This is a genomic window from Streptomyces sp. ISL-12 (assembly GCF_018614415.1).
In the GTDB taxonomy this organism is placed as follows: Bacteria; Actinomycetota; Actinomycetes; order Streptomycetales; family Streptomycetaceae; genus Streptomyces.
Genome location: NZ_JAGGOO010000082.1, coordinates 1 through 18,106 on the forward strand (window position 1 = coordinate 1; position 18,106 = coordinate 18,106).

Here is an 18,106-nt window from a genome sequence, read left to right on the forward strand (position 1 = left end):
TCGGGCCGGGGTGTGCGGGGTGGGGCTCATATGGCTGGTGTGCCGGGCCGGGGTGTGCGGGAGCGGGCCGATGCCGTCAGGGCCAGCAGCAGTGCCACCGCCGCGGCGGTGACCGGGATGCCGTACCCGGCCGTGGGCGTGACGTGCTCCACCGTCCAGCCGCCGGCCGCGCTGCCGCAGGCGATGCCGCCGAGCAGGCCGGTCACCGCCAGGGTCATGCCCTCGTTGAGGCGGCCCTCGGGGGTGCGCTGCTGGACCAGCGTCATCGTGGTGACCATCGTCGGGGCGGTCGCCATGCCGGCCAGCAGCAGGGCACCGGCCAGCAGCGGCAGCGAACCGGTGCCGGCCGCCGCGAGCAGGGGCAGCGTCATCAGGGCGGTCATCGCCGCGACGCACCGGACCAGCCGGGACGCGGCGGGCCCGGCCGGTTTCAGCGCCCCGAACAGCAGCCCGGCCACGCACGAACCACCCGCCTGCAGCGCCAGCACCGCCCCGGCCGCCGCACGGTGCCCCTGCGCGTCCGCGAACGCGATCGTGACCACCTCCAGCGCGCCGAACACCGCGCCCGTCGCCAGGCACACGGCCAGCAGCGGCGGGATGCCGGGGGCGCGCAGCGGGGCCTTCCCGGCGGACGTGCCGGGACGGGCGGGCGGTTCGGTGGCGCGCTGGGCGGTGAACAGCAGGATGCCGGTCATCAGCAGCGTCGCGGCGACCAGCGTGCCCGCCTCCGGGAAGAGCGCCGTGCACAGGAAGGCCGCCACCACCGGGCCGAGCATGTAGCACAGCTCGTCGGCGGCCTGCTCGAAGGAGTTGGCGGTGTGCAGGGCGGCGGGGTCGCCGCGCAGCAGGTGGTTCCAGCGGGCGCGGGCCATGCCGCCGGTGTTGGGGGTGGCGGCGGTGGCGATCTGCGCGGCGAACAGGGTCCAGTCCGGGGCGCCTCGGCGGACGCAGAGCACCAGGGCGAGGGCGCCGAGGACGGTGATCAGGGTGGCGGGCACGGCCACCCGGGCCTGGCCGTGCCGGTCGACGAGGCGGGCGAGCAGCGGGGCGACCACCGTGGTGACGGCCAGCCCGGAGGCGACGACCGCGCCGGCCAGGGCGTACGAACCCCGGGTCCCGGAGATCATGACGACCGCGCTCACGCTGAACATGCCCTGCGGAAGGCGGGCGACGAGATTGCCGGCCGTGAACGCCCGCGCGCCGGGTACGGACAGGAGCCGGCGGTAGGGGCCGGGCGGGTGGCCCCGCCGCTGTGGGCGGGGGCGGGCGCGGGGGCGGAAGTCGGCGGTGACGAGGCTGTCGGCGGTGACCGCCATGGTGACCGCGGGGCGGTCGCAGGGGCGGGGGCGGGGAGAGGTCTGGTGCGGCATGGGCCTTACCGTCGCCCGTGGCCGGACGCGGGGTCCAACACCTGTCGGCTCCTGATTCACGCACTCCCGTTGTAAATTCTCCGGATGCCCGTGCCGAGCCACCTCGACCCCCGCCTCCTGCGCGCCTTCGTCGCCGTCGCCGAGGACCTGCACTTCACGCGTGCCGCGCACCGGCTGTACGTCGCCCAGCAGGCGCTCAGCCGCGATGTGCGGCGCCTCGAACGCGAGCTGGGCGCCGAACTGTTCGTCCGCTCCACCCGGCAGGTGACGCTGACGGCCGACGGCGCGCGGCTGCTGCCGTACGCGCGCCGCGTGCTCCAGGCGCAGGACGAGTTGCTGGCCGCCTTCGGACAGGTCCGCCCGCTGCTGGTGGACCTCAACTCGCCGGGGCTCGGCACCGGACGCCGGGTGCTGCACCGGGCCCGGACGCTCGTCCCCGAACTGGAGCTGATGGCCCGCTACGAGAGCGGGCTGACCTGGGCGGCGGCCGAGATGGTGGCCGGGCGCCTGGACGCCTCCTTCGGACGGTTCGCCGGTCTGGCACCCGCGCTGCGGGCGGGCCTGGAGCAGCAGCCGGTGCGGTACGAGCCGATGGCCGTCATCCTTCCCGAGGACCACCCCCTGGCCCCGCTGCCCGAGGTGCCGCTGGCCGCGCTGGCCGGGGAGACCGTGTACGCCGGCGCCGGCAACGACCGTACGCCGGAGTGGACCGACCTCGCGCGCCGGCTCTTCGAGGGGCGCGGCATCGCGGTGGCGCCGCCGGCTCCGCTGGCGGTGGGGGAGGAGGAGTTCGAGCGGCTGATGGCGAAGACACGGCATCCGGTCCTCGCCGTGACGGAGTTTCCGGCCATGCCCGCGACGGTGGTGCGGCCCCTGGTCGATCCGGTGCCGCTGTCGCCGGTCTCCCTGGTGTGGCGAAAGGGGCTGGTCCACCCGGCGCTGGGGGCGCTGCGGCGGGCCGCGGGCCGGGTCGCGGCGGAGGAGGGGTGGCTGCGGCGGCCCCGCGAGGGATGGATTCCAGCCGATGACGCGGACGTGATGACGCCTTGACGGGAGCGTGATCCCGTCTTAACAGATGGGCACCTGGCCGACACACCGTCTGTCGGTGCGCTACATTCGTCCCCCGAGCACTGTGTGGTAACGGGGGCGCTCGAACCTGGTGGGGGCCGGGTTCGCTCGACGGGTGCTCGGAGTCGAAGCGCGCCCTGTACCTGCTCGTTGGGGGGAAGTGCGGCGCGTGGAAAACTGGCAGAAAGACGCCCAACCGGAGTGGCCCGAGGCCGCGTCGGGGACCAGGGAGTTCCCGAAGACGGAGGCGGGGGCGTCCGCGGGGAGTGACATCTCCTGGTTCGGCAGAGGCGCCGCCGACGGTGACGCCCGGGTCGATTCCGCCGACGCCACGGACGTGCTGCCTCCGGTACGTGTGCCCGAGAGCGACCCCACGGACGTGCTGCCGGCCGTGGGCGGCCCCGCCGGCGCCACCGCGGTCCTGCCGCCAGTGCCCGCACCGGCCGACCCCACCGCCGTGCTGCCCGCGCTGTCCGATTCCGGTGGCCCGGCGGACGCGCCGCGCAAGGGCTCCGGACCGGCCGCCGGCGCCCCCGGGGCCGTACCACCGTCCACGGCACCCGCGCCCGCGTCCCCGTCCCCATCCCCGTCCGGGACCGGCGTCGAGACCGGCCGGCCCGCCGCCCCCGCCGCCACGACGAGCGGCTGGCCCAAGCTCCCCAGACCGGCCACCTCCACCGCCGCCGTCCCCGCCCCCACCGCCGTCACGGACGTACTGCCCAGCGCCCCCGCCCCCGTACGCGACCCCTGGCAGGAGGGCGACGGCGCCTTCGGTACGGCCGCCACCGCTCCCGGCGTGGGCCGCGGCGCGGTCGGACCGGTCGGCGGCGCCCTCGCCGCGGACGAGCCGGAGCAGCACGACCCGCACGAGGTGACCGTCCAGCTCGACGCCGTACAGCTCGGGGACGGGGTGCTGCGCAGGGCGGCGGGCGGGCCGGTGTCCGCCGACGCGGCCGACCGGCCGGTCTTCGTCGACGAGTCGGGCCGCCGCAGCCGCCTCTACCGCCGGATAGGCATCGCCGTCGGCCTCGCCTGCGCCGTCTACGCCGTCGTCATGGTCGTGACCCTCCTGTCGGGCAACTCCGACGCGCCCTGGCTGCCCGTACCGGGCCAGGAGGACGGCGCACCGGCCGGCAAGGTCGACACCACCCCGCTGCCCACCGGATCGGTGGACCCCTCCGTCACGGGCAGCCCCTCCCCGCAGACCACGCCCTCCGCCACCGGCGTGGAGGAGCAGCTGCCGACCGCCGACGCCTCCGCGACCGACACCGTGCCCGCGGCCGGACAGACGGCGACCGAGACCGACCCAGGGCCGACCGTCACCGACACCGCGCCCGCCCAGGACGGCGACGAGACCGAGCCCGACCCGACCGACACGGCCACGGAACCGGCCGCCGGCTCGCCCGACCCGACCCCGACGGACACCGGCGGCACCACGCCCGACCCGACCGCGACCACCGGCGGCGACAGCGCGGGCACCGGCCTCGGCTCCGGCACCCTCGCCCAGGCCCCGGGCACCTCGTCCCCCCGCTCACCGCTCGTGGAGTACACCTACTGATGGCCGCCCCCACCCGTCGTCACGGCGCCGCACCCCGAGCCCGTGGCGGCTCCCGGCGGCGCCGTCTGCCGCTGCGCCTGCTGCTGCCGGTGCTCGTCCTCGTCGCCCTGATGGCGATGCTCATGCTGCGCGGCTACGTGCACAGCGAGATCCTCGCCGACCACCGCGTCCAGCCGCCCGCCGCCACCGACAAGGTGCCGGAGAGGATCCTGGAGGGCGGCCCGGTCATCGACACCCGGGCCGGCCGCACCGACTCGATGAGCGTGCCGGACCACAAACTGGTCCTCACCTTCGACGACGGACCCGACCCGACCTGGACCCCGAAGGTCCTGGACGTGCTGAAGAAGCACCACGCGCACGCCGTCTTCTTCGTCACCGGCACCATGGCCTCCCGCTACCCGGACCTGGTCCAGCGGATGGTCGACGAGGGCCACGAGGTGGGCCTGCACACCTTCAACCACCCCGACCTCTCCTACCAGTCGCAGTCCCGCATCGACTGGGAGCTGTCGCAGAACCAGCTCGCCCTCACCGGCGCCGCCGGCATCCGCACCTCCCTCTTCCGCCCGCCGTACTCCTCCTTCGCCGACGCGATGGACAACAAGTCCTGGCCGGTGACGGAGTACATCGGCAGCCGCGGCTACCTCACCGTCGTCAACAACACCGACAGCGAGGACTGGAAGAAGCCCGGCGTCGACGAGATCATCCGCCGCGCCACCCCGCACGGCGGCGAGGGCGCCATCGTCCTGATGCACGACTCCGGCGGCGACCGCCACCAGACCGTGCGGGCACTGGACAGGTTCCTGCCCGGCCTCCAGGAGAAGGGGTACGAGTTCGACAACCTCTCCGAGGCCCTGGACCTGCCCAGCGCGCACTCCGAGGTCACCGGCGCGGACCTCTGGAAGGCCAAGGCATGGGTCTTCCTCGTCCAGGCGTCGGAGAAGGTCACGGACGCCCTGGTCGTCGGCCTCGCGGTCATCGGCACGCTGGTCATCGGCCGGTTCGGCATGATGCTCCTGCTCTCCGCCGCGCACGCCCGCAAGGTGCGCCGCCGGAACTTCGCCTGGGGGCCGCCGGTCACCGAGCCGGTGTCGGTGCTGGTCCCGGCGTACAACGAGGCCAAGTGCATCGAGAACACCGTCCGTTCCCTGATGTCGAGCGACCATCCCATCGAGATCGTCGTCGTCGACGACGGCTCCACGGACGGCACCGCCCGCATCGTCGAGGCGATGGGCCTGCCGAACGTCCGGGTCGTCCGCCAGCTCAACGCGGGCAAGCCGGCGGCCCTCAACCGGGGCCTGGCCAACGCCACCCACGACATCGTCGTGATGATGGACGGCGACACGGTCTTCGAACCCTCCACCGTCCGCGAACTCGTCCAGCCCTTCGGCGACCCGAAGGTCGGCGCGGTGGCCGGCAACGCCAAGGTCGGCAACAAGGACAGCCTCATCGGCGCCTGGCAGCACATCGAGTACGTGATGGGCTTCAACCTGGACCGCCGTATGTACGACGTCCTGGGCTGCATGCCGACCATCCCCGGCGCGGTCGGCGCGTTCCGCCGCTCCGCCCTGGAACGCGTCGGCGGCATGAGCGACGACACCCTCGCCGAGGACACCGACGTCACGATGGCCCTGCACCGCGACGGCTGGAAGGTCGTCTACGCGGAGAACGCCCGCGCCTGGACCGAGGCCCCCGAGACCGTCCAGCAGCTCTGGTCCCAGCGCTACCGCTGGTCCTACGGCACGATGCAGGCCATCTGGAAGCACCGCCGCGCGGTCATCGACAAGGGCCCCTCGGGCCGCTTCGGCCGCGTGGGCCTCCCCTTCGTGTCGTTGTTCATGGTCGTGGCCCCTCTCCTGGCCCCCTTGATCGACATCTTCCTCCTCTACGGCATCATCTTCGGCCCGACCGAGAAGACGATCGGCGCCTGGCTCGGCGTCCTGGCGCTCCAGGCGGTCTGCGCGGCGTACGCCTTCCGCCTGGACCGCGAACGCATGACCCACCTGATCTCGCTGCCCCTCCAGCAGATCCTCTACCGACAGCTCATGTACGTCGTGCTGCTCCAGTCCTGGATCACCGCCCTCACCGGCGGCCGCCTGCGCTGGCAGAAACTGCGGCGGACGGGCGTCGTCGAGGCGCCCGGCGCCATACCGGCGCAGCGGCGGCGCGGCAACGACGATCGGAGGCCCGTGGCATGACCCACGGCTACACGGCCGGCACCCCGGGAACGCCCGAGGCGTCGTACGACTTCCCGCAGCAGCGCACGGCGGACTCCACGCCGCCACCGCAGGCCGCACCCACCGCACCCACCGCCCCCGCCAAGCCGGGCCGCGACCGCTACCTGGACCTGCTGCGCTCACTCGCCCTGGTCCGCGTGGTCGTCTACCACCTGTTCGGCTGGGCCTGGCTGACCGTGGTGTTCCCGTCGATGGGCGTGATGTTCGCGCTGGCGGGCTCGCTGATGGCGCGGTCGCTCAAACGCCCCGCGCTGAGCGTGATCCGCGGCCGGGTCCGCCGGCTGCTGCCGCCGCTGTGGCTGTTCAGCGCGGTGCTGCTGGCGATGATGCTCGGCGCCGGCTGGAACCCGCTGAAGGACCCGGACCACGGGGGCACCTGGGGCCTGGTCGAGCTGTTCAACTACATCGTGCCGATCGGCGCCCCGCCCTTCCCCTGGCACCTCGGCTCCAAGTCGGGCGTACTGGAGGACACCTGGGCGGTGCAGGCGGCGGGCGTGCTCTGGTACCTGCGCGCCTACCTGTGGTTCGTCATCGCCTCCCCCCTCCTGCTGTGGGCGTTCCGCCGGGCGCCGTGGCCGACGCTGCTCGCCCCGCTGGGCCTGACCGCGATCGTGGGCACCGGCCTGGTGACCATCCCGGGCGAGACCGGCAACGCGGTCTCCGACTTCGCGATCTACGGTGGCTGCTGGGTGCTCGGCTTCGCCCACCATGAGGGCCTGCTCCAGCAGATCCCGCGCTACCTCTCCGTCTCCTGCTCGGCGCTGATCATGGCCTTCGGCCTGTGGTGGGCCTCGAACCACCAGGGCCCCGACGGCTGGGACCTCAACGACATCCCGCTCGCCCAGGCCACCTGGTCCTTCGGTTTCGTGGTGATCCTGCTCCAGTACTCCCCGTCCTGGCAGGAACTCCCCGGCGCCCTGAAGAAGTGGGACAAGCTGGTGACGCTCTCCAACAACCGGGCGGTCACCATCTACCTCTGGCACAACCTCCTGATCATGGCCACGGTCCCGATCATCGACCGCCTGTACGAACTGCCCTTCACACAGAGCGAACGCGCGATGAGCGCCCTGGACACCACGTACATGCTCTGGATGTTCGCCCTGGTCTGGCCCCTGATCGGCCTGATGACCCTGGCGGTGGGCTGGGTGGAGGACATCGCCGCGAAACGGAAGCCCCGGCTGTGGCCGAACGGCGCGAAGCGGACCGCGCGCAGGGCGGGTCATCGGGGCTGAGGGGCGACCCCTCTGACTGAACCGTGAACACTTGAGGCTGAAGTGTTCACGGTTCAGGGCGTGTGTCCTGGGCGGGACGCGACTGGTGGGGGACCGCGTGGATCAGACGTCGCGGAACTCGCCGGTCCCGACAGCGCCGACGAACGCGGCGAACGCCGCCCGGCCGAAGACGAGAGCGGGCCCGTCCGGTGCCTTGCTGTCCCGGACCAGCGCCGAGGTCGTCGTCAGCGAGCTGGTCACCAATGCCCTGCTGCACGGTCGCCCGGCCCGAGCGACGGCGGAGGAGCCGGGGTGGTGCCGGCTGACGCTGGAGTGTCCGGCCCAGGGGACGGTGTGGGTGACCGTGGCGGACTCCTCGCCCCGCCGTCCGGTACGGCGGACAGCCGGCGCCGATGCCGAGTCCGGCCGGGGGCTCGCGGTCGTCTTGGGGCTCGCGGCCCGCGTCACCGCGTGGACGGAGGGGAACGGCAAGGCCGTCCGGGCCGAACTGACGAGCCGGGACCTCTCATCCCCGCCCCCCGCAGGGTGAGAGCAACGTTCCCCACCGGTCACCCACAGCCACAACGCCGAAACGCGGCCTCCCTACCTTCGGAGATCCGAAGCCCGGAGGAGCGTGGAGGCGTCATGGCAGCAGGAGGTCGCTGGATCGAGCACTGGGATCCCGAGGACGAGTCGTTCTGGCAGCGGACCGGCGCGAGGATCGCCAACCGGAACCTGTTCTTCTCCGTGCTCTCCGAGCACATCGGGTTCTCGGTGTGGACCCTGTGGTCCGTGCTCGTGCTCTTCATGGGGCCGGAGTACGGGCTCACCCCCGCCGACAAGTTCCTGCTCACGTCCGTGGTGACGCTGGTCGGCGCCGTCGTCCGCGTCCCCTACACCTTCGCCGTCGCGATCTTCGGCGGGCGGAACTGGACGATCATCTCGGCCAGTCTGCTGCTCGTGCCGACCGTCGCCGCGTTCGCCGTCATGGAGCCGGGGACGTCCTTCTCGACGTTCCTCCTGGTCGGCCTGCTGGCCGGCATCGGCGGCGGCAACTTCGCCTCCTCCATGACCAACATCAACGCCTTCTTCCCGCTGCGGAAGAAGGGCTGGGCGCTCGGCATGAACGCCGGCGGCGGGAACATCGGGGTGCCGGTCATCCAGCTCGCCGCGCTCGCCATCATCGGGGCGAGCGGGGGGCCGAGGGTGCTGCTCGGGATCTACATCCCGCTGATCGTCGTCGCCGCCGTCCTCTCCGCGCTCTTCATGGACAACATCGCGTCCGTGAAGAACGACACCGGCGCAGCCAAGGACGCCGCCCGTGACCGGCACACCTGGATCATGTCCTTCCTGTACGTCGGGACGTTCGGGTCGTTCATCGGGTACTCGTTCGCCTTCGGGCAGGTGCTGCAGAGCGGGTTCGGGCGGACGCCGCTCCAGGCCGCCTACCTGACCTTCATCGGTCCGCTGCTCGGTTCGCTGATCCGGCCCGTCGGCGGGAAGCTCGCCGACAAGTACGGCGGCGCGAGGATCACGCTGTGGAACTACGTCGCCATGGGCGCCGCCACCGCCGTGCTCATCGTCGCCAGCATGCGGGACTCGCTGGGGCTGTTCGTCACCGCGTTCGTCGTGCTCTTCGTGCTCAGCGGGCTCGGGAACGGGTCGACCTTCAAGATGATCCCCGGCATCTTCCAGGCGAAGGCCGAGGCCCAGGGGCTCAGCGGCGAGGCCGCCGCTTCGTACGGGCGGCGGCTGTCCGGGGCCTCCATGGGGCTGATCGGCGCCGTGGGCGCCCTCGGCGGCGTCGGGATCAACCTCGCCTTCCGGCAGTCCTTCCTCTCCTACGGCTCCGGCACCGGCGCCTTCGTCGCCTTCCTCGCCTTCTACGCCGCCTGCTTCGCGCTCACCTGGTCGGTATACCTTCGCCGTACGGCGGCCGGCGCCCCGGACGCCGCCGCCCGCACGGAGGAGAACGCGCAGCTCAGCTACTCCAACGTGTGACGTAACACTGGTGACATACATCCGAACCGAGCCTGTCACGAGCCGTTGACAGGCTCGGTCGGCACGATGGGCGCAAGTGATCCAAGCGGGACGAGGCCATGGACGACGTACAGCAGCGAACCGACGACCACGGACCCCTGGCCGGCTTCACCGTCGGCGTGACCGCCGCCCGCCGGGCCGACGAGCTGGGGGCCCTGCTCACCCGGCGCGGCGCCGCCGTGCTGCACGCCCCGGCCATCAGGATCGTGCCGCTCGCCGACGACAGTGAGCTGCTGGCGGCGACGAAGAAACTCATCGACCAGGCGCCGGACGTCGTCATCGCCACCACCGCCATCGGGTTCCGGGGGTGGATCGAGGCCGCCGAGGGGTGGGGGCTCGGCGAGGCCCTGCTGGGGCGGCTGCGCTCGGTGGAGCTGCTGGCGCGCGGGCCCAAGGTCAAGGGCGCGGTGCGGGCCGCCGGGCTGACCGAGGAGTGGTCGCCGTCGTCCGAGTCCATGGCGGAGGTGCTGGACCGGTTGCTGGAGGAGGGCGTCGACGGGCGCCGGGTCGCCGTCCAGCTGCACGGGGAGCCGCTGCCGGGGTTCGTGGAGTCGCTGCGGGCGGGCGGTGCCGAGGTGGTCGGTGTACCGGTGTACCGGTGGATGCCGCCGGAGGACATCGGGCCCGTCGACCGGCTGCTCGACGCCGCCGTCTCCCGCGGGCTGGACGCCGTCACCTTCACCAGCGCGCCCGCCGCCGCGTCCCTGCTCTCCCGCGCCGACGAACGCGGCCTGCTGCCCGAGCTGCTCACCGCCTTCGGCCACGACGTGCTGCCGGCCTGCGTCGGCCCGGTCACCGCGCTGCCGCTCCAGTCCCGCGGTATCGACACCGTCCAGCCGGAGCGGTTCCGGCTCGGGCCCCTGGTGCAGTTGCTGTGCCGGGAACTGCCCGCCCGGGCGCGGTCGTTGCCGGTCGCCGGGCACCGGGTCGAGATCCGCGGGCACGCCGTACTGGTGGACGGCGAGCTGAAACCCGTACCGCCCGCCGGGATGTCCCTGCTGCGTACGCTCTCCCGCCGCCCCGGCTGGGTGGTGCCCCGCGCCGAACTCCTGCGCGCCCTGCCCGGCGCCGGACGCGACGAGCACGCCGTCGAGACGGCGATGGCCCGGCTGCGCACCGCCCTGGGCACGCCGAAGCTGATCCAGACCGTCGTCAAGCGCGGCTACCGGCTCGCCCTGGACCCGTCGGCGGAGACCAAGTACGGAAACGAGTAGCCACCCCGGGCGGTACGGGGGGTTCCGGCCGTCTGGGCGGGCAGGCACTGTGGGAGGACGGTCCCCAGTCCCAGAGCCCGGGCGGTGACAGGAACATGGCACGCTTCGACACCGGACGACCCTGCCTGGACCTCCTCGCCACCGCCCATCCCGGCGAACGCCTCGACTCCGTCGACACCCTGCGCGCCTGGATCACCGGCTCCGGCCTGGTCCCGCCGGGCACCCTCCTCGACCACGCCGACCACGCCTGGCTCACCGGCTTCCGCGACCTGCGCGCCCACACCGCGCGCCTGGTACGCGACCGCCTCACCCCCGGCGCGCACCCGCACGCCCGCGCGCTCGCCGCCGTCAACGACCTCGCCCGCGCCGCACCCCCGGCCCCCCGGGCGCTGCCCACGGAAGGTGGCGACCTCGTACGGGAGTTGACCGCGCCGCCCGAGTGCGCGGCGCTGCTCGGCGCCCTCGCCCGGGACGCGGTGGAACTGCTCACCGACCCCGCCGCCCGCGCGTGCCTGCGCCAGTGCGAGGGGGACAACTGCCCGGTGGTCTACCTGGACACGTCCCGGGGCCGCCGCAGGCGCTGGTGCTCCAGCGAGATCTGCGGCAACCGCGAACGCGTCGCCCGCCACCGGCGCCGCGCCGCCGCACCGGCCCGGGCGTGAGCCCCGAGGTGGTGCGCTGTCCGCAGCGCCGCGGCGGGGGCGGTCGCGGATCACGCACAGCCCCGCACCCCTGGGGCAGGGCGCTCAGGCCTCCCGAGGGCGCACCGGCGTCCGCGGCAGCCGTACCCTGCGGACCAGCCGCCCCAGCAGGACCGCGTTGAGCAGACCGGACAGCGCCGCGCCCACGGAGAAGGCGAGCGTCCCGAGCCAGCCGGAGACGGGCGTCACCGCCAGCAGGGCGACGAAACCGAGCGGCGCCGTGGCCAGCGTCGGCCAGACGCCCGCGAACCCCGGGTCCGGCGACAGGTACACGGCGTACAGGAAGAAGCCCAGCGAGGCCGCCACGAGGGCGAGGTAGCCGCGGGCGGGCCAGTTGTCCACCGCGGGAGTCAGCAGGGCGCGCAGCCGGTGCGCGCGGCCGCCGGCTGAGGGCGCCGTCTCCGTCCGGGGCGCCCGCGCGACCGGCGGCCGGTCCTCGACGAGGGAACCCAGCACCGCGGCGTTCACCAAGGCGCACAGCAGCAGCCACAGCAGCCAGAGCCCGACGGCCGGCGTCAGCGCCGCTCCCTCCGCCGCGCTGCCCGGCCCGAAGGGCAGGGCCACCCCCGCGAACGACAGCGGTGCCGTGAGCAGCGTGGGGTCCACGGGCAGGGCGAGGTCCGGGAACAGGAGCGTCAGCAGCAGGGAGACGGCGACGAGGGCCAGGTAGCCCCGGGCGGGCCAGTTGCCCGTGGCGAGCGTGAGGAACCGGCGCAGGCGCGGTGTCGACATCGTGAAGTCTCCCTGGTCAAACGGTGGTTGAGGTAGGACCAGCCTGGCCGCGCGCGCCCGCCCGGGCATGAGTACCCGTACTCAACACCGGAGACGCGGGTAAATCTGTCCGCTCCCTTTGAACACCCCACCCTCCCCGTCCGTACCGAATGGGCGAGCGACCGACTCGGGGGAACCCCCGGACACCGGAGGTGGGCGTGCGCAAGGATCCCGTCGTGGCCAAGGAACGCGGTACGAGGGCCCGACATCGGATGTCCGCCAGGTCCGCCCCGGAACCCGACGAGGACCTGATGCGGGCGCTCTACCGGGAACACGCCGGACCCCTGCTGGCGTACGTGCTGCGGCTGGTCGCGGGGGACCGGCAGCGTGCCGAGGACGTCGTGCAGGAGACGCTCATCCGGGCCTGGAAGAACGCCGGTTCGCTCAACCGGGCGACCGGATCGGTACGCCCCTGGCTGGTGACGGTCGCCCGGCGCATCGTCATCGACGGCCATCGCAGCCGGCAGGCCCGGCCGCAGGAGGTCGATCCGTCGCCGCTGGAGGTCATCCCCGCGGAGGACGAGATCGACAAGGCGCTGTGGCTGATGACGCTGTCGGACGCGCTCGACGACCTGACCCCGGCCCACCGGGAAGTGCTCGTCGAGACGTACTTCAAAGGGCGTACCGTCAACGAGGCGGCCGAGACCCTGGGCATACCCAGCGGCACGGTCCGCTCCCGGGTGTTCTACGCCCTGCGGTCGATGAAGCTGGCACTGGAGGAGCGGGGGGTGACGGCGTGACGAACGGTGTGCACGGGGGATTCGGCGCGGGAGGTTCGGGTATGGCTGGCCCCATGCGGGAGCCCGAGGTGCCGAACGAGCACGAGACCGTCGGCGCCTACGCCCTCGGCATCCTCGACGAGGCCGAGGCCACCGCCTTCGAACGGCACCTGGCCGGCTGCGAGTGGTGCGCCCAGCAGCTCGACGAGCTGGCCGGCCTGGAGCCGATGATGGCCGCGCTCGCCGGCGTGCCGGGTGGAGCCGCGGGCGGCGTACCGGGCGGCGTGGGCACGCCCGCGCTCGGTGAGTCCCTGTCCGCCCGGCCCGCGCCGCGGCTGGCGGAGAAGCTCGTCGACGAGGTCGCCGAGCGGCGGGCCCGCAAGAAGCGCCGCAACCTCTACCTGGTGGGCACCGCCGCCGCGCTGATCGTCGGCGGCCCGTTCGCCGCCGTGGCGACCACCAGCGGCGACGGCGGCGGCCGGACCGGCGAGGCCCGGCAGAGCGCCGGCCCCGCCCAGGAGGCCTTCGGCGACATGACCGACCGGGTCAGCGCCACCGACCCCGCCACCCAGGTCAGCGCGACCGTGGCGGTGGAGAAGAAGGCCTGGGGGACGCACGCGGTCCTGGAGCTGAAGAACGTCAAGGGGCCGGAGAAGTGCGCCCTGATCGCCGTCGGGAAGAACGGCGAGCGCGAGACGGTCACGTCGTGGTCCGTCCCGGAGTGGGGGTACGGCATCCCGGACGCCGCCACGGACAAGGCCGAACAGCCGCTCTACGTGCACGGCGGCGCCGCCTTCCAGCCGAACCAGATCGACCACTTCGAGGTCATGACCTTCGGCGGCGAGCGTCTGGTCGAGGTCGACGCGTAGCTTCACCGGCCCCCTTCGCGTACGGTTGACGGCTGCCCAGCACGTCAGAAGGGGGCCCGGTGGCCGCACAGGCACAACAGGATTCGGCCGTCGACTCGGACAGAGACGCCGTAGGGGACGACTCCGTACGAGACCGAGAGATCAGCGGGGAGCAGGCGCACCTGGACCGGGTGTACCTCCGGCTGGAGGAGAAGATCCACGAGGCGGAGTTCCTCATGGACGACGCCGCCCGGCGCGGCCAGGTCGGCACGCCCGGCGCGCTGGCCGAGCGGGACGCCCAGGTCTTCCGGGCGGGCGTCCATCTCAACCGGCTGAACAGCGAGTTCGAGGACTTCCTGTTCGGCCGGATCGACCTGCTGCGGGGCAAGGACGGCAAGAAGGGGCCGGACGGCGCCTACACGGCCGTGGAACCCGCCGAGGGGGCGGTACGGCCGGACAACACCGCCGACATCGCCGAGACCCTGCACATCGGCCGGATCGGCGTCCTGGACGCGGAGTACGCCCCGCTGGTCATCGACTGGCGGGCGCCCGCCGCCGCGCCGTTCTACCGGTCCACCCCGGTCGCCCCGGGGCGGGTCGTGCGCCGCCGCGTCATCCGTTCCAAGGGGCGGCGCGTCCTCGGTGTCGAGGACGACCTGATGCGCCCCGAGATCACGGCGTACCTCGACGGCGACGAACTGCCCGTGATCGGCGACGGCGCCCTGATGGCCGCCCTCGGCCAGGCCCGTACCCACTCCATGCGGGACATCGTCGCCTCCATCCAGGCCGAGCAGGACCTGGTCATCCGTGCCCCCGCCGCCTCCGTGACCTACGTCGAGGGCGGCCCCGGCACCGGCAAGACCGCCGTCGCCCTGCACCGGGCGGCGTACCTGCTCTACCAGGACCGGCGCCGGTACGCGGGCGGCATCCTCATCGTCTCCCCGACCCCGCTGCTCGTCGCGTACACCGAGGGCGTCCTGCCCTCCCTCGGCGAGGAGGGCCAGGTCGCCATCCGCGCCATCGGCTCCCTGGCCGACGACGCGTCCGGCGCCGAGGCCACGCTCTACGACTCCCCGGCCACCGCCCGCGCCAAGGGCTCGGCCCGGATGCTGAAGGTGCTGCGCCGGGCCGCGCGCGGGGCGCTGGAGCTGAACGATTCACCGGCCCGGCTGCGGGTCGTCGCCTTCGGGCGCCGCCTCGAACTGGAGGCCGGGGAGCTGGCGGAGATCCGGCGCACCGCGCTCGGCGGCACCGCCCCCGTCAACCTGCTGCGCCCCCGTGCCCGCAAGCTGCTCCTGGACGCCCTGTGGGCGAAGTCCGGCGCCGGCACCCGGCACACCGACCCGGAACTCGCCGCCGAGCTGCGTTCCTCCTTCGACGAGGACGTGACCTCCGAGGACCCGTTCATCGCCTTCCTCGACGCCTGGTGGCCGGAGCTGACGCCGCGCTCGGTGCTGGCCGCCATGGCCGACGAGAAGCGGCTGGGCCGCTGGGCGCGGCGGGTGCTCAACCCCGGCGAGGTGCGCAAGGTGGCCCGCTCGCTGCGGCGCGAGGGGTACTCGGTGCACGACATCGCCCTGCTCGACGAGCTCCAGGCGATCCTGGGCGCCCCGGCCCGCCCCCGCAAGCGCCGCGAACTGGACCCGCTGGACCAGCTCACCGGCCTGGAGGAGCTGATGCCGCAGCGCGAGGAGACCCGGCGGGAGCGGGCCGAGCGGCTGGCCGAGGAGCGCACCGAGTACGCCCACGTCATCGTCGACGAGGCGCAGGACCTCACACCGATGCAGTGGCGCATGGTCGGCCGCCGCGGCCGGCACGCCACCTGGACGGTGGTCGGCGACCCGGCCCAGTCCTCCTGGTCCGACCCGGACGAGGCCGCCGCCGCCCGCGACGAGGCCCTGGGCACCCGCCCGCCCGTCTCCCCCCACCGCCCCTCCGACGACGGCCCTTCGGGCCGCCCCTCTCGTGGCCGCCGCTTCGAGCTGACCGTCAACTACCGCAATCCGGCCGAGATCGCCGAGCTGGCGGCCAAGGTGCTCGCCCTCGCCATGCCCGGGTCGCGGTCCCCGCGGGCGGTCCGCTCCACGGGCGTCGAGCCCCGCTTCGCCGTCGTCCGCGGTTCCCTGGCCGACACCGTCCGCGAGGAGGCCGCGCGGCTCCTGGACCGGGTCGACGGCACGGTCGGCGTCGTCGTCGCCATGAACCGCCGCGAGGAGGCCCGGCGCTGGCTGGCGGGCCTCGGGACGGGGGTCCCCCCGGGCGAGCGAAGCCGAGACTGGGGGAGGGTGGTGGCGCTCGGCAGCCTGGAGGCCAAGGGCCTGGAGTACGACGCCACGGTGGTCGTCTCCCCGGCCGAGATCGCCGACGAGTCCCCGGCCGGACTGCGCGTCCTCTACGTCGCCCTGACCCGGGCCACCCAGCAGCTCACGGTCGTCTCCGGGGAGCGGGACGAACCGGACGCGGCGGGGGTGCCGGACCTGCTGCGCGACTGATCGCCGTACACGACGAGGCCCGCACCGGCGTCCGGTGCGGGCCTCGTTCGTGAAGTCAGTGACACCGACCCGCCATGCTCGCCTCGCGGCAAGTGGTCGCTCGTAGCGACGAAGGTTGGGCCCGGGGGCTTGGATCGGGCCGGTGCCACGTCCAAGGTAACAAACGATCCCCGCGAGACCATTCCCGTCCCGGGGTTCTCTTCTCACGTTCGCTGGATTCTCGTATGGTGGAACTCGTTTTCCGAAAGTGGGGGCGGCTACCACGTACTCAGGGGTAGGTGCGACCATCGGACGGCACGACCAAGCGACACGGTTCACGGTTTAAGCAGAGGAAGAAGTCGGCCATGGCTACGGCGCCCAGCGTCTCCTACTCGATGACCATCAGGCTGGAGGTGCCCGCGAGCGGAACCGCCGTCTCGCAGCTCACCACGGCCGTGGAGTCCTCCGGAGGCTCGGTGACCGGCCTCGACGTCACGGCGTCCGGCCACGACAAGCTCCGCATCGACGTCACCATCGCGGCCGGCTCGACCTCCCACGCCGACGAGATCGTGCAGGAACTGCGCGGCATCGAGGGCGTCACCCTGGGCAAGGTCTCCGACCGTACGTTCCTGATGCACCTCGGCGGCAAGATCGAGATGGCGTCGAAGCACCCCATCCGCAACCGTGACGACCTCTCCATGGTCTACACGCCGGGCGTCGCCCGGGTCTGCATGGCGATCGCCAAGAACCCCGAGGACGCGCGCCGCCTCACCATCAAGCGCAACTCCGTCGCGGTGGTCACCGACGGCTCGGCCGTCCTCGGCCTCGGCAACATCGGCCCCAAGGCCGCGCTGCCCGTCATGGAGGGCAAGGCGGCCCTGTTCAAGCGGTTCGCCGGCATCGACGCCTGGCCGATCTGCCTGGACACCCAGGACACCGACGCGATCGTGGAGATCGTCAAGGCGATCGCCCCGGGCTTCGCCGGCATCAACCTGGAGGACATCTCCGCCCCCCGCTGCTTCGAGATCGAGGCCCGGCTGCGCGAGGCCCTGGACATCCCCGTCTTCCACGACGACCAGCACGGCACCGCCATCGTCGTCCTCGCCGCCCTCACCAACGCCCTGCGCGTGGTCGACAAGGGCATCGAGAACGTCCGGGTGGTCATGTCCGGCGCGGGCGCGGCCGGTACGGCGATCCTGAAGCTGCTGCTGGCCGCCGGGGTGAAGAACGCCGTCGTCGCCGACATCCACGGCGTGGTGCACGCCGGCCGCGAGGACCTGGTCGACGCCGCCCCCGAGTCGGCGCTGCGCTGGATCGCGGACAACACCAACCCCGAGGGCCTCACCGGCACCCTCAAGGAGGCCGTGCGCGGCGCCGACGTCTTCATCGGCGTCTCCGCCCCGAACGTCCTGGACGGCGACGACGTGGCCGCGATGGCGGACGGCGCGATCGTGTTCGCGCTGGCCAACCCCGACCCCGAGGTCGACCCCGCCGTCGCCCGCCGGACGGCCGCGGTGGTCGCCACCGGCCGCAGCGACTTCCCGAACCAGATCAACAACGTGCTGGTCTTCCCGGGCGTCTTCCGCGGCCTGCTGGACGCCCAGTCCCGCACCGTCAACACCGAGATGATGCTGGCCGCCGCGACGGCGCTGGCGGACGTGGTGACCGAGGACGAGCTGAACCCGAACTACATCGTCCCGTCCGTCTTCAACGACAAGGTCGCGGGCGCCGTGGCCGGCGCGGTGCGCGAGGCCGCGAAGGCGGCGGGCGCCACCGTCTCCTAGGGCCTGTCGTTTGGATCAGGACGCAGGACACCGGCGGGACTTGTCCATGCCGGTGAGCGGGGTCTGGTGCGTGCGGCTGCAAGGCGGAGGAGGGAGTCGACGCGATGGGGGTCCCCC

General features: G+C 73.2%; 15 protein-coding genes. 12 read left to right on the forward strand and 3 right to left on the reverse strand.

The window, feature by feature from the left end:
* Positions 1 to 26 precede the first annotated feature (26 nt).
* Positions 27 to 1,370, reverse strand: a complete 1,344-nt coding sequence (locus J7I94_RS22875) for an MFS transporter (RefSeq protein WP_215169462.1) — start codon at positions 1,368 to 1,370, stop codon at positions 27 to 29.
* Positions 1,371 to 1,454: 84 nt separating this feature from the next.
* Here J7I94_RS22875 and J7I94_RS22880 point away from each other — a divergent pair, with 84 nt between their 5' ends.
* The 4 genes from J7I94_RS22880 (at position 1,455) to J7I94_RS22895 (ending at position 7,462) form a co-directional block, all read left to right on the forward strand.
* Positions 1,455 to 2,420 (forward strand): LysR family transcriptional regulator, encoded by a 966-nt coding sequence (locus J7I94_RS22880; protein ID WP_215169464.1) that lies wholly within the window; start codon positions 1,455 to 1,457, stop codon positions 2,418 to 2,420.
* A gap of 187 nt (positions 2,421 to 2,607) precedes the next feature.
* On the forward strand, positions 2,608 to 3,996 hold the full coding sequence (locus J7I94_RS38510; RefSeq protein WP_251075582.1) for a hypothetical protein: 1,389 nt from the start codon (positions 2,608 to 2,610) through the stop codon (positions 3,994 to 3,996).
* Positions 3,996 to 6,191: a glycosyltransferase gene (locus tag J7I94_RS22890; RefSeq protein ID WP_215169466.1), complete on the forward strand. Its 2,196-nt coding sequence runs from the start codon at positions 3,996 to 3,998 to the stop codon at positions 6,189 to 6,191. Before J7I94_RS38510 ends, J7I94_RS22890 begins: the two co-directional genes overlap by 1 nt.
* A complete protein-coding gene (locus J7I94_RS22895) occupies positions 6,188 to 7,462 on the forward strand; it encodes an acyltransferase (RefSeq protein ID WP_215169468.1) in 1,275 nt (424 codons plus the stop codon). The genes J7I94_RS22890 and J7I94_RS22895 overlap by 4 nt, the downstream gene beginning before the upstream one ends.
* A gap of 102 nt (positions 7,463 to 7,564) precedes the next feature.
* On the opposite strand, the gene J7I94_RS22900 is transcribed toward J7I94_RS22895, so the two are convergent.
* Positions 7,565 to 7,702: a DUF397 domain-containing protein gene (locus J7I94_RS22900; RefSeq protein ID WP_308114661.1), complete on the reverse strand. Its 138-nt coding sequence runs from the start codon at positions 7,700 to 7,702 to the stop codon at positions 7,565 to 7,567.
* On the opposite strand from J7I94_RS22900, the gene J7I94_RS22905 reads away from it, so the two are divergent.
* The 4 genes from J7I94_RS22905 (at position 7,656) to J7I94_RS22920 (ending at position 11,357) form a co-directional block, all read left to right on the forward strand.
* The gene (locus tag J7I94_RS22905; RefSeq protein ID WP_215169472.1) at positions 7,656 to 7,991 is read left to right on the forward strand and encodes an ATP-binding protein; all 336 of its coding nucleotides are present in this window, start codon (positions 7,656 to 7,658) and stop codon (positions 7,989 to 7,991) included. The two genes, J7I94_RS22900 and J7I94_RS22905, sit on opposite strands and share 47 nt — an antisense overlap.
* Positions 7,992 to 8,086: 95 nt before the next feature.
* Positions 8,087 to 9,442, forward strand: coding sequence for a NarK/NasA family nitrate transporter (locus tag J7I94_RS22910; RefSeq protein ID WP_215169474.1), 1,356 nt, complete (start codon positions 8,087 to 8,089; stop codon positions 9,440 to 9,442).
* 98 nt (positions 9,443 to 9,540) lie between these two features.
* Positions 9,541 to 10,695 (forward strand): uroporphyrinogen-III synthase, encoded by a 1,155-nt coding sequence (locus J7I94_RS22915; protein ID WP_215169476.1) that lies wholly within the window; start codon positions 9,541 to 9,543, stop codon positions 10,693 to 10,695.
* A 95-nt stretch (positions 10,696 to 10,790) separates the two neighbouring features.
* Complete coding sequence (locus J7I94_RS22920) at positions 10,791 to 11,357, forward strand: ABATE domain-containing protein (RefSeq protein ID WP_215169478.1); 567 nt, start codon at positions 10,791 to 10,793, stop codon at positions 11,355 to 11,357.
* An 84-nt stretch (positions 11,358 to 11,441) separates the two neighbouring features.
* Here J7I94_RS22920 and J7I94_RS22925 read toward each other — a convergent pair whose 3' ends face one another.
* Complete coding sequence (locus J7I94_RS22925; RefSeq protein WP_215169480.1) at positions 11,442 to 12,128, reverse strand: SCO4225 family membrane protein; 687 nt, start codon at positions 12,126 to 12,128, stop codon at positions 11,442 to 11,444.
* Between the two features lie 191 nt (positions 12,129 to 12,319).
* On the opposite strand from J7I94_RS22925, the gene J7I94_RS22930 reads away from it, so the two are divergent.
* The 4 genes from J7I94_RS22930 (at position 12,320) to J7I94_RS22945 (ending at position 17,989) form a co-directional block, all read left to right on the forward strand.
* Positions 12,320 to 12,907, forward strand: a complete 588-nt coding sequence (locus tag J7I94_RS22930) for a sigma-70 family RNA polymerase sigma factor (protein ID WP_215169482.1) — start codon at positions 12,320 to 12,322, stop codon at positions 12,905 to 12,907.
* 41 nt (positions 12,908 to 12,948) lie between these two features.
* Positions 12,949 to 13,755, forward strand: a complete 807-nt coding sequence (locus J7I94_RS22935; RefSeq protein WP_285442720.1) for a zf-HC2 domain-containing protein — start codon at positions 12,949 to 12,951, stop codon at positions 13,753 to 13,755.
* Positions 13,756 to 13,814: 59 nt separating this feature from the next.
* Positions 13,815 to 16,226: a UvrD-helicase domain-containing protein gene (locus J7I94_RS22940; protein WP_215169484.1), complete on the forward strand. Its 2,412-nt coding sequence runs from the start codon at positions 13,815 to 13,817 to the stop codon at positions 16,224 to 16,226.
* A 344-nt stretch (positions 16,227 to 16,570) separates the two neighbouring features.
* Positions 16,571 to 17,989, forward strand: a complete 1,419-nt coding sequence (locus J7I94_RS22945) for an NAD-dependent malic enzyme (protein WP_215169486.1) — start codon at positions 16,571 to 16,573, stop codon at positions 17,987 to 17,989.
* Positions 17,990 to 18,106 lie beyond the last annotated feature (117 nt).

What these genes read in the sequence shown, in the direction of transcription:
- J7I94_RS22875 (WP_215169462.1), bottom strand. Translation starts at nt 1,370, where the DNA reads ATGCCGCACCAGACCTCTCCCCGCCCCCGCCCCTGCGACCGCCCCGCG.
- J7I94_RS22880 (WP_215169464.1), top strand. Translation starts at nt 1,455, where the DNA reads ATGCCCGTGCCGAGCCACCTCGACCCCCGCCTCCTGCGCGCCTTCGTC.
- J7I94_RS22890 (WP_215169466.1), top strand. Translation starts at nt 3,996, where the DNA reads ATGGCCGCCCCCACCCGTCGTCACGGCGCCGCACCCCGAGCCCGTGGC.
- J7I94_RS22895 (WP_215169468.1), top strand. Translation starts at nt 6,188, where the DNA reads ATGACCCACGGCTACACGGCCGGCACCCCGGGAACGCCCGAGGCGTCG.
- J7I94_RS22910 (WP_215169474.1), top strand. Translation starts at nt 8,087, where the DNA reads ATGGCAGCAGGAGGTCGCTGGATCGAGCACTGGGATCCCGAGGACGAG.
- J7I94_RS22915 (WP_215169476.1), top strand. Translation starts at nt 9,541, where the DNA reads ATGGACGACGTACAGCAGCGAACCGACGACCACGGACCCCTGGCCGGC.
- J7I94_RS22920 (WP_215169478.1), top strand. Translation starts at nt 10,791, where the DNA reads ATGGCACGCTTCGACACCGGACGACCCTGCCTGGACCTCCTCGCCACC.
- J7I94_RS22925 (WP_215169480.1), bottom strand. Translation starts at nt 12,128, where the DNA reads ATGTCGACACCGCGCCTGCGCCGGTTCCTCACGCTCGCCACGGGCAAC.
- J7I94_RS22935 (WP_285442720.1), top strand. Translation starts at nt 12,949, where the DNA reads ATGGCTGGCCCCATGCGGGAGCCCGAGGTGCCGAACGAGCACGAGACC.
- J7I94_RS22945 (WP_215169486.1), top strand. Translation starts at nt 16,571, where the DNA reads ATGGCTACGGCGCCCAGCGTCTCCTACTCGATGACCATCAGGCTGGAG.